This window comes from Sphingobium salicis subsp. salicis (genome assembly GCF_049472635.1).
In the GTDB taxonomy this organism is placed as follows: Bacteria; Pseudomonadota; Alphaproteobacteria; order Sphingomonadales; family Sphingomonadaceae; genus Sphingobium; species Sphingobium yanoikuyae_A.
In genome coordinates this window covers 4693472-4704917 of record NZ_JAYRCS010000001.1, presented here as the reverse complement: position 1 = coordinate 4704917, position 11446 = coordinate 4693472, and the positions used below count along the sequence as shown (strand labels likewise).

The 11446-nt window shown below is 66.2% G+C and carries 8 protein-coding genes and 1 tRNA gene; all 9 read left to right on the top strand.

Going from position 1 to position 11446, the window contains the following annotated elements:
- Positions 1–113: 113 nt before the first annotated feature.
- The 9 genes from VHN57_RS22660 (at position 114) to lptB (ending at position 11420) form a co-directional block, all read left to right on the top strand.
- Positions 114–200: transfer RNA gene (locus tag VHN57_RS22660), tRNA-Leu, on the top strand.
- Between the two features lie 136 nt (positions 201–336).
- The gene (locus tag VHN57_RS22655; protein WP_423285634.1) at positions 337–2604 is read left to right on the top strand and encodes an FdhF/YdeP family oxidoreductase; all 2268 of its coding nucleotides are present in this window, start codon (positions 337–339) and stop codon (positions 2602–2604) included.
- Positions 2601–3452 carry a formate dehydrogenase accessory sulfurtransferase FdhD gene (fdhD, locus tag VHN57_RS22650; RefSeq protein ID WP_423285632.1) on the top strand — a complete coding sequence of 284 codons (852 nt, stop codon included), beginning with the start codon at positions 2601–2603 and terminating at the stop codon, positions 3450–3452. The genes VHN57_RS22655 and fdhD overlap by 4 nt, the downstream gene beginning before the upstream one ends.
- Before the next feature lie 287 nt (positions 3453–3739).
- The gene (locus VHN57_RS22645; protein ID WP_004209804.1) at positions 3740–3898 is read left to right on the top strand and encodes a hypothetical protein; all 159 of its coding nucleotides are present in this window, start codon (positions 3740–3742) and stop codon (positions 3896–3898) included.
- 8 nt (positions 3899–3906) lie between these two features.
- Positions 3907–6342 (top strand): TonB-dependent receptor, encoded by a 2436-nt coding sequence (locus VHN57_RS22640; protein WP_423285630.1) that lies wholly within the window; start codon positions 3907–3909, stop codon positions 6340–6342.
- A gap of 22 nt (positions 6343–6364) precedes the next feature.
- Entirely contained in the window at positions 6365–7774 is a 1410-nt protein-coding gene (locus VHN57_RS22635) for an MFS transporter (protein ID WP_423285628.1), read from the top strand.
- 31 nt (positions 7775–7805) lie between these two features.
- Positions 7806–8744 (top strand): TauD/TfdA dioxygenase family protein, encoded by a 939-nt coding sequence (locus VHN57_RS22630; protein WP_010336953.1) that lies wholly within the window; start codon positions 7806–7808, stop codon positions 8742–8744.
- A 104-nt stretch (positions 8745–8848) separates the two neighbouring features.
- The gene (locus tag VHN57_RS22625; RefSeq protein WP_423285626.1) at positions 8849–10483 is read left to right on the top strand and encodes an arylsulfatase; all 1635 of its coding nucleotides are present in this window, start codon (positions 8849–8851) and stop codon (positions 10481–10483) included.
- 151 nt (positions 10484–10634) lie between these two features.
- A complete protein-coding gene (gene lptB, locus VHN57_RS22620; protein ID WP_010336951.1) occupies positions 10635–11420 on the top strand; it encodes an LPS export ABC transporter ATP-binding protein in 786 nt (261 codons plus the stop codon).
- Positions 11421–11446: the final 26 nt, after the last annotated feature.

Below are 11446 nucleotides of genomic sequence, written 5' to 3'. Positions count from 1 at the left end.
TTCTGCCAAACAAAGATAACGTTGATGCCGATCACTGGTTGCATGACCCAAAAGCCTTTGCTAAGGGCCGCCTCCTACCAAGGCACCGGCCCCGCCGGTTTCCCTGTTGATGTGCGGTCGTGGCGGAATTGGTAGACGCGCAACGTTGAGGTCGTTGTGGCCGAAAGGCCGTGGAAGTTCGAGTCTTCTCGACCGCACCATCACTTTCCCGATAGCTGCAGATGATGATGACAGCCCCCTGCGGGCACGCCCCATCCTGCCTGCCCGGCCTTGGTTCTCCAGCCGAATTTTCCTATATCCCACGCGGGGCACCGCGATGATGTGGGACAGACGACCATGGACAAATCCGCCGAAGACCTGATCCCCGACACGGTGGAAGGCGTCTCCAGCTATGACGGCCCGGCCGGCGGCTGGGGCGCCCTGCGTGCAGTGGCCAAGACGGTCGCCGAACAGATGCGCGCCAGCCCCGACACCCGCGCCCTGCTCCAGATGAACCAGCCCGACGGCTTCGACTGCCCCGGCTGCGCCTGGCCCGACCCCAAGCACACCTCTTCGTTCGAATTCTGCGAGAATGGCGCCAAGGCCGTCACCTGGGAAGCGACGGTCAAGCGCGTCGATCCCGATTTCTTCGCCCGCCACAGCGTCAGCGAATTGTGGAACTGGACCGACCACAAGCTGGAGGATGCCGGCCGCCTGACCGAGCCGCTGCGCTATGATGCCGCGACCGACCATTTCGTGCCGATCAGCTGGGACGAAGCCTTTGCCCGCGCCGGCGCCGCGCTCCAGGCGCTCGACCATGCCGACCAGGCCGAATTCTACTGCTCGGGCCGCGCGTCGAACGAATCCGCCTTCCTCTATCAGTTGTTCGCCCGCGAGTTCGGCACCAACAATTTCCCCGACTGCTCGAACATGTGTCACGAGGCGACCAGCACCGGCCTCCCCAAGTCGATCGGCATCGGCAAGGGCACGGTGACACTGGAGGATTTCGACCATGCCGACGCGATCTTCTGCATCGGCCATAATCCGGGCACCAACCATCCCCGCATGCTGAGCACGCTCGCCGCCGCCTCCAAGCGCGGCGTGCCGATCATCGTCGCCAACCCGATGCGCGAACGCGGGCTGGAACGCTTCAAGTCGCCCCAGCATCCCACCGAAATGCTCTCGCCTGGCGCCACCCCGCTCGCGTCCGCCTATCATCAGGTGCAGATCGGCGGCGACATGGCGATGCTCAAGGGGATGATGAAGGCGCTGCTGGCGATCGAGGCGCAGCAGCCCGGCACGCTCGACCACGAGTTCATCGCCCAGCATACCGAGGGCTTCGACGCCCTGCGCGCCGATATCGAGGCCACCCAATGGCCGTGGATCGAGCGCCTGTCCGGCCTCACCCGCGAAGCGATCGAGAGCATGACCCATGTCTATGCCAGGGCCGCCCGGGTCATCATCTGCTATGGCATGGGCATCACCCAGCATCGCCACGGCACGCAGAATGTGCAGGCGTTGGCCAACCTGCTGCTGCTGCGCGGCAATTTCGGCAAGCCGGGTGCCGGCATCTGCCCGTTGCGCGGCCATAGCAATGTGCAGGGCGATCGCACCGTCGGCATCACCGAACTGCCGACCGAAGCGATGCTGCAACGGCTCGACACCGCCTTTTCCATCCAGTCGCCGCGCAAGCATGGCCATAATGCGGTCGAGGCACTGGCCGCCATGCACGCCGGGGACTCGAAAGCGCTGATTTCGCTTGGCGGCAATCTCGCCGTCGCCATGCCCGATCCCGACGCCTGCTTCGCCGCCGTGCGCCGGCTCGACCTGTCGGTCAACATCCTCACCAAGTTCAACCGCACCTGCCTGCTGACCGCGCGCGAGACACTGATCCTGCCCTGCCTTGGCCGCACCGAACTGGATATGCAGGCCGCCGGCCCGCAATGGGTGACGGTGGAAGACAGCATGTCGATGGTCCACGCCTCGCGCGGCAAATTGAAGCCCCCCTCGCCCCATGTCCGCTCCGAACCGGCGATCGTTGCCGGCCTGGCCAAAGCCGCCATGCCCGCCAGCCGCACCGACTGGGACGGCATGGTCGCCGATTATGACCGCATCCGCGACGGGATCGAGGCGGTCTATCCCGACTTCCGCGACTTCAACATCCGGGTGCGCGAACCCGGCGGCTTCCGCCTGACCGTCGGCCCCAGCGACCGGATCTGGAACACGCCCAGCGGCAAGGCGCAGTTCATCACCCACCCGGCCGCGCCGGACGAGGGCGCGCTGCCGCTGCTGCTCACCACCATCCGCAGCCATGACCAGTATAATACCACCATCTATAGCTATGATGATCGCTATCGCGGCATCCATGGCCGGCGCGACATCATCTTCGCGAACGAGATCGATCTGGCGGAGATGGGCCTGGCCCATGGCGACAAGGTCGATGTGACGACGCCGGCCGGGCGCGAACTGCGCGGCTTCACCATCGTCATGCACGCCATCGCGCGCGGATCGCTCGCGGCTTATTATCCCGAGGCGAACAATCTCGTCCCGCTCGACGATTATGATCCGGCCAGCGGCACCCCCGCCTACAAGTCGATTCCCGTCATGGTGCGCGCCGCCCGATGAGCGACGCCGACCGGCCCGTCCGCTTCACCCGGATCACCCCGGACGGCGGCCGCGCACCCGTCACCCGCGCGGTCGCGGTCGAATGCCCGGTCGCACTCGAATATAATGGCATCGGCTATGCCGTGTTGATGGCGACCCCGGCCGATCTCGACGATCTCGCCACCGGCTTCGCTTTGTCCGAACGGCTGATCGATACAGCCGCCGACATCATCGACATCGACGTCCATGAAGCGCCCCAGGGCCTGTTGCTGCGCATTCGCCTGATCGCCGACCGCCATGACCGCATCCTCGCCCGCGTCCGCCACCGCGTCGCCGAATCCTCCTGTGGCCTGTGCGGCATAGAGAATCTGGAGCAGGCGCTGCGCCCGCTGCCACGCGTCACCGCCGTCACCCAGGCCAGCGACGATGCCCTGTTCCGCGCCCTCGATGCGCTCGACGCGCGCCAGCCGGGCAATCAGCGCACCGGCGCGCTCCACGCCGCCGCCCTCGCCGCGCCCGACGGCACGCTCCGTCTCGCCCGCGAGGATGTCGGCCGCCACAACGCCCTCGACAAGCTGATCGGCGCCATGGCCCGCGCCGGCCTTGGCTGGGATGGCGGCTTCGCCCTCCTCTCCTCGCGCTGTTCCTATGAACTGGTGGAAAAGGCCGCGCTCGCCGCCTGCCCGCTGCTCGTCACCCTTTCCGCCCCGACCAGCCTCGCCCTCGATCGCGCCGCCGAATCGGACCTGCGCCTCATCACCCTCGCCCGGCGTGACGCCATGCTCGAACGGGCGGATGGACCGGCACAGCGCAATTTGGGCACGGCCAAGCAAAACTTGGTTGAGCCAGACACTCTATCTTATAAGTAGAGATTGCCTGAAACGGAGCGGACTGGTCCCCGCCCGGATGACGACATCGGCATCGGACCCGCGGCTTTTGATCGGGATGCAGCTTGCTCCGCGTCACCAACAGCTAAAGCGCACGATGCTCGGGCGACGACGCCAGCTTCGTGTTCCCCCCAACAGAACGGGGAATGAAACGATGTGCCATCCATCTGAAATCTAGGGCCTGACGCCCGCCACGCAGCGCGCTGCCTGTCAGCGCGCCTCCATCCGCCCGTCCTCCGCCGATGCGTCGTGCGGGAAAGGGGGATCGCATGCCCGTGGAAGCTCGCGGCCGACGCGCGTCGCCGCACCCAGCCTATTCCGTGTCGCTGCTCCAGGCGGCCGCCGCGCTCTACGGCCTGAATGCCGTGCGCGACGATGCCCTGCGTCCGCAGCCCACAAGCAGAACAGACAAGAAATTCAGGGAGTAAGCCTCTTCATGTCCCAAGTCCTCGCGCCCAGCCGACCCCGGCACGGCCAGTCCCTCCGTCGCCTGCTGCTCGCCGGCGTCGTCCTCGGCCTGTTGCCGAGTGCCGCTTATGCTGCCGACGACCCCGCCGCCGCGGCGCCTGCCCCGGCCCCCGAAGCCGCCGTCGATGAAGGCGATTATGGCGCCCCCATCCTGGTCACCGCCCGCCGCCGCGCCGAAAAGGCGCAGGACGTGCCGGTCGCCCTCTCCGTCGTCGGCGGCGATCTGGTCGAACAGCGCGGCGACTATACGCTCGCCGCCGTGCAGCAGGTCGCGCCCAGCCTCCAGCTGTTCAGCTTCAACCCCCGTAACACCAACATCAACATTCGCGGCCTCGGCTCCAACGTCGCGCTGACCAATGACGGCCTCGAAAATGGCGTCGGCGTCTATATCGACGATGTCTATTATGGCCGGGTCGGCGCCAGCCAGTTCGACCTGGTCGACCTTGAACGGATCGAGGTGCTGCGCGGGCCACAAGGCACGCTGTTCGGCAAGAACACCACCGCCGGCGCGATCAACATCACCACCCGCCAGCCGAGCTTCGATTTCGGCGGCCAGGTGGAAGCGACGCTGGGCGACTATGGTTTCCATCAGATGCGCGGCTCGGTCACCGGTGGCCTGACCGACTGGGCGGCGGTGCGCGTCAGCATTGCCGACACCCATCGCGATGGCTTCCTGACCAATGTCCATAACGGCAAGAAAATTCACGATTACGACAATTTCACCGCGCGCGGCCAGCTGCTGCTGACCCAGGGTGAGGGCTTCAGCCTGCGCCTGATCGGTGACTATGCCAAGCAGACGCTCAATTGCTGCGTCCGCCTGCCCAGCACCGTCTTCACCACCTATGATGACGGCAACACGATCGCGAACAATTTCGCGATCCGCGCCGCCCGCGCCGGTTACACGCCGCTCGCCACCGATCCCTTCGCCCGCAAGGTCGATGTCGACGGCCGGTTTCAGGCGAACATGAATCAGTGGGGCATTTCGGGCAAGGCCGACTGGGATGTCGGCCCGGTCACGCTCAGCTCGATCACCGCCTATCGCGCCTGGAACTGGTATCCGCGCAACGACAGCGACGCCACCTCGCTCTCGGTCAACACGCTCAACCACCAGGAAAATAACCAGCGCCAGTTCAGCCAGGAATTTCGCGTCGCCTCCAATGGCGACACCCGCCTCTCCTATGTGCTGGGCGCCTATTATTTCTGGCAGATCATCAACGGGTCGGGCGCCGCCGGCTATGGCGTGGACGCGCCGCTCTGGCTCTTCCCCAATGCCGATCCGGTGGTCAGCAATGCGGCTGTCAACGGCTTCGTCGCCCGCTCCAGCTCCAATCCGGAAACCAAGAGCGCCGCGCTGTTCGGCCAGGCCAGCTACGCCATCATCCCCGACAGCCTCTCGCTGACGCTCGGCCTGCGCTACACGCACGAGAAGAAGCAGGGCAGCTACAGCCAGTGGTGGGCGGAGGGGAATGATCTTTCCAGCCTGACCGCGGCCCAGCGCACCGCCGCGATCGCACTGCGCAACAGCCTCAACCCCATCACCAGTTACTCGACCGGCTTCACCGACAACAGCCTCTCGGGTCTGGCCACCCTGTCCTACAAGGTGGCGCCGGACGTGTTGGTCTATGCCACCTATTCGCGCGGCAACAAGTCGGGCGGCCTCAACCTCACCAACATCCCGGCCGGGGTCAGCCCCGATGTCGGCGGCGAGAAGGTCGACAATTACGAAGCGGGCGTGAAGAGCCAGTTCTGGGGCGGCAAGGCGACGCTCAACGCCGCCGCCTTCTGGACCAATATCTTCGACTATCAGACCGCGATCACCGAACAGATTGTCGGCACCAACAGCACCCGCAATTATATCACCAACATTCCCGAGGCGCGCGCGCGCGGCTTCGAACTGGACGGTGCGCTGGCGCTCAGCCGCTATGTCAACCTCAACGCCTCGCTCGCTTATACCGACGCCTATTATGTCGACTTCAAGAACGGCCCTACCCCGGTCGAGGCACTGAACCCGACCACCGGCGGCTCGGCCGTGACCGACCTGAGCGGCAAGCCGCTGTCGGGCGTGCCCGAATGGTCGTGGAGCGCGGGCGGCGACTTCGCCATTCCGCTCGGCACCACCAAATGGGGCGACGCCCAATTTTACGGCCGCGCCGACTATAGCTGGCGCTCCTCCTACTACACCGCCGTGTCGGACAGCCGCTACTCGCTGGTGCCCAGCTACGGCGTCGCCAATGCGCGCATCGGCGTGCGGCTGGACGATGGCCTGATCGACCTGTCGCTCTGGGCCAAGAACCTGTTCGACAAGGATTATGTCGACACGCTCTCGGTCGCGAACACCGGCCTCGTCACCGCCACCGTCGGCGATCCCCGCACCATCGGCGTCACCCTGCGCAGCAAATTCTGACCCCCAATACGGAGGCAAGATCATGGCTACCCTTCCCTACGCAGACTATCTGGATGACCGGAGCATCACCCGGCCGGAACCCGCCCGCGTCGGGGAGGGGGAACCCTCGCGCCTGCGCCTCACCGGCTTCGCCTCGATCGCGGTGCCGATCGCCGGTGCCGGCCTGCCGCTCGCCTTGTTCGTGCCGCAGCTTTACGCCACCCAGTTCGGCCTTTCGCTCGCCACCATCGGCTTCATCTTCCTCTTGGGCCGCATCTGGGATGTCAGCGCCGATCCGCTGGTCGGCGCGCTCAGCGACCGCACCCGCAGCCGCTTTGGCCGGCGCCGCCCTTGGATCGCGGCCGGCGGCCTGTTGTTCGGCCTGTCCTCCGCCCTGCTCTTCTTCCCGCCCGCCGCGCTGGTGACACCCGCCTATCTCGGCGCCGCCCTCTTCTTCTTCTATCTCGGCTGGTCGATGATCGAGATCCCGGCCTCGGCCTGGGCCGGCGAGCTGTCGCGCCATTATCATGGCCGCACCCGCGTCGTCAGCTATCAGACGCTGCTGCGCGCCATCGGCCTGCTCGCCGTGCTGGTGCTGCCGACCATCCTCGACCAGGTCGAACCGGGCAATGGCACGCTGAAGCTGCAACTGGTCGGCGGCTTCATCATCGCCACCCTCATCCCCAGCCTCGCCCTCACCCTCTTTTCCGTGCCCGAACCGCCGGTGCCCGCCACCCCGCCGGTCCGCCAAAGCTTCTGGCGCGCCACCAGCGTCATCTTCTCCGATCGGCTGCTGCTGCGCGTCCTCGCCTCCGACGCGGTGGTCACCGCCGGCCAGTCGATCCGCGCCAGCCTGATCGTCTTCTTCGCCGTCTGGTATATGGGCCTGCCCGCCTGGGCGAGCGGCCTCTATCTGCTCCAGTTCATCTTCGGCGTCGCCGCCGCGCCGATCTGGCTGCGCATCGGCACCCGCATCGGCAAGCGCCAGGCAGCGATCAGCGGCGAAATCGCCCAGGCGGCGATCAATATCGGCCTGCTCTTCGTCTTCCCCGGCGGCCTGCCGCTGCTGCTCGCCCTCACCATCGCCCAGGGGCTGACCCAGGGCTCGGGCAACCTGATGCTGCGCGCCATGGTCGCCGATGTGGCCGACGCCCACCGGCTGCGCACCGGCCATGACCGCACCGGCCTCTTCTTCTCGGTCTTTGCCCTCTCGGCCAAGCTCGGCCCGGCGATCGGCATCGGCATCGCCCTGCCGCTCATCGCCTGGCTCGGCTTTGCCGCCGGCCCGCACAACGATCCCACCGCGCTCGAAGGATTGAAGACCGTCTTCGCCCTCGGCCCGGCCCTGGCCCACATCATCGCCACCCTCATCATCTGGCGCTTCCCGCTCGACGAAGCCGCCCATGCCGAAATCCGCCGCGCCCTCGACCAGCGCGACGCGATCCCCGCCTGACCGTCCACGCATAATTTCAAGGAGACCTGCCATGACCATCCTGACCCAGAGCTTCCTCAACGCCGCCGATGCCGACGGTCCGCTCGATGTCGTTCCCGTCGCCGGCCGCATCGGCGCGGAGATTCGCGGCGTCGCGCTGGGCGGCGACCTTGACGACGCCACCATCGCCGCGATCCGCGCCGCCCTCGTCCGCCACAAGGTGATCTTCTTCCGCGCCCAGCATCATCTCGACGATGCCGGCCAGGAAGCCTTTGCCGAACGGTTCGGCAAGCCCGTCGCCCACCCGACCGTCCCGGTCGTGCCCGGCTCCAAATATCTGCTGGAACTGGATTCGAAGGAGGGCCGCGCCGCGTCGAGCTGGCACACCGACGTCACCTTCGTCCCCGCCTATCCCGAATCCTCGATCCTGCGTGCCATCGTCATCCCGCAGGCCGGCGGTGACACGCTCTGGGCCAATACGGCAGCCGCCTATGAGGAACTGCCCGAACCGCTGCGCCAACTCGCCAACAGCCTGTGGGCGGTCCATTCCAACCTCTATGACTATGCCTCGGTCGTCACCAATGCGAACGAGGAAGCGGTGAAGCGCTATCGCGAAGTCTTCGCCTCGACCGTCTATGAAACCGAACATCCGCTGGTTCATGTCCATCCCGAAAGCGGCGAGCGCTCGCTGATCCTGGGCCATTTCTTCAAGCAGTTCGTCGGCCTCAGCCAGGCCGACAGCCAGCGCCTGTTCGCCACCTTCCAGGATGCCGTAACCCGGCCAGAAAACACCGTGCGCTGGCGCTGGCAGCCGGGCGACGTCGCCATCTGGGACAATCGCGCCACCCAGCATCGCGCCATCGCCGATTTCGGCACCCAGCATCGCCAGCTGCGCCGCGCCACCATCGCCGGCACCGTCCCCGTCTCGATCGACGGCCGCAACAGCCGCATCATCAAGAAGGAAGATGGCAAGATTGCCGAAGCCGCCTGAGCAGGGCTTGCTCACCCCCCAACCTGTCCCCGAACTCAGGTAAATCCCTTCGGCACACTGGGCCGCGTTCCTTCCGGACGCGGCCCCTTTTCACGGAAGACCCCATGAAGCTCCGCACTGTCCTTGCCAGCCTGGCGCTGGCCACCGCCCTCACCACGCCCGCGGCGGCGCAGGAAAAGCGTCCCAATTTCCTGGTGATCGTCGCCGACGACCTGGGCTATTCCGATCTCGGCGCCTTTGGCAGCGAGATATCCACACCCAATCTCGACCGGCTCGCTCTGTCGGGCGTGCGCCTGACCGGCTTCCACACCGCGCCCACCTGCTCGCCAACCCGGTCGATGCTGCTGTCGGGCACCGACAATCATCGCGCCGGCCTTGGCACCATGGCGGAAATGCAGGCCCCCAATCAGGTCGGCAAGCCCGGCCATGAAGGCTATCTGCGCACCGACATCGCCGCCCTGCCCGAAGTCCTGACCGCCGGCGGCTATCGCACCCTCTTTTCGGGCAAATGGCATCTGGGCCTCACCCCCGAGCAGGATCCCCATGCCCGCGGGTTCCAGCACAGCTTCGCGCTGCTGCAGGGGGCGGGCAATCATTATGGCACCGACATTTCGGCCACGCCCAAGCCCGGCTTCACCACCTATCGCGAGGATGGCCGCACGCTCGAAAGCCTGCCCAGCGACTATTATTCCTCCGACGCCTTCGCCACCAAGCTGATCGACCAGATCAAGGCGACCAAGGACGACAAGCCCTTCTTTGCCTATCTCGCCTTCACCGCGCCGCACTGGCCGCTGCAGGCCCCGGCCGAAACCATCGCCAAATATAAGGGCCGCTATGAGGCGGGCTATGAAGCGCTGCGCGCCGAACGGCTCAAGAAGCAAATCGCCCTCGGCCTGGTCCCCGCCAGTGCCGCGCAGCACCCCCTTGAAAACAGCAAGCCCTGGGCAGAGCTGACCCCGGACGAGAAGAAGACCGCGTCGCGGACGATGGAAATCTATGCCGCGATGGTCGACCGGCTCGACCAGAATGTCGGCCGGGTGATCGATGCGCTCAAGGCCAGCGGCGAGTATGACAATACCGTCATCCTCTTCCTCGCCGACAATGGCGCCGAGGGGATGGATCTGGTCCATGCCAAGAATCCCCGCTTCCGCGCCCGTGCCGAGGCCGCCGACAACAGCTATGACAATCTCGGCAAGGACAGCAGCTATATCAGCTATGGCCCCGGCTGGGCGCAGGCGGCGACCACCCCCTCCTGGCTCTACAAGGCGTTCGCGACCGAGGGTGGCACCCGCACCACCGCCTTCCTCTCCGGACCAGCGGTCAAGAAGCCCGGCAGCATCGCCCATGACTATCTCAATGTCATGGATGTCGCCCCCACGCTGATCGACCTTGCCGGCATCGCCCCGCCCAAGGGGACGTTCCAGGGCCGCACCGTCCAGCCGATCCGCGGCACCAGCTGGGCGCCCTGGCTCGCCGGCACGGCGCCGACGGTCCATCCCGCCAGCGAGGCGATCGGCACCGAATTGTTCGGCTCGCGCGCATTGCGTCAGGGCGACTGGAAGATCACCGATGCCGGCGATGGCCAATGGCATCTGTTCAACATCGCCGCCGATCCGGGCGAAACCACGGACCTGTCCGCCCGCGAACCGGCGCGCCGGGCAGCGCTGGAAAAGGCGTGGGACGCCTATGCCAGCGATGTCGGCGTCGTCCTGCCCAACCCGCGCATCATGGTGGAATGACCCGCGCATCAGGGGGATGGCGCGCCATCCCCCTCTTCTCCATCGCATTTTCCCCTTGCCCCGGCGGCGATCCCATGCACAAAGCTTGCCAATTGCCGCAGGCGGACCCATGTCCGCCGCACCCCGATTTGGCGGCACAAGGATTGAAGTGATGGACGATGTGACGATCCAGGACAGGGCCGCTTCGGCGCGACCGCTCGCCCCGCAGGAAGTGGGCGAGGGCCTGTCCGTCATCTCGATCGCGAAAAGCTATGACAAGCGCGTCGTCCTGTCCGACGTGTCGCTGACCGTGGGCAAGGGCGAGGTCGTCGGCCTGCTCGGCCCCAATGGCGCGGGCAAGACGACCTGCTTCTATTCGGTCATGGGCCTCGTCCGTCCCGATCAGGGCCGGATCATCCTCGACGGCCAGGATATTACCGGCCTGCCCATGTATCGCCGCGCGATCCTGGGCCTGGGCTATCTGCCGCAGGAAACCTCGATCTTCCGCGGCCTGACGGTCGAACAGAATATCGGCGCCGTGCTGGAAATGGCCGAACCCAACAAGGCCGCCCGTGCCGAGAAGCTGGAACAGCTGCTCGACGAATTCGGCCTGACCCGTTTGCGCGATTCCGCCGCCATGGCGCTGTCGGGTGGTGAACGGCGTCGCTGCGAAATCGCCCGCGCGCTGGCCGCCGATCCCTCGATCGTGTTGCTCGACGAACCTTTTGCCGGCATCGATCCGCTGTCGATCGCGGACATTCGCGATCTGGTGAAGCAGCTCAAGACGCGCGGCATCGGCGTCCTCATCACCGACCATAATGTGCGCGAGACGCTGGAAATCGTCGACCGCGCCTGCATCATCTACAGCGGCCAGGTGCTGTTCGCCGGCAGCCCGACCGAACTGGTCGCCCATCCCGATGTTCGCCGCCTCTATCTGGGCGAGAATTTCCAGCTCTGACATGATCGGCCGGCGCCCCCTCGCTG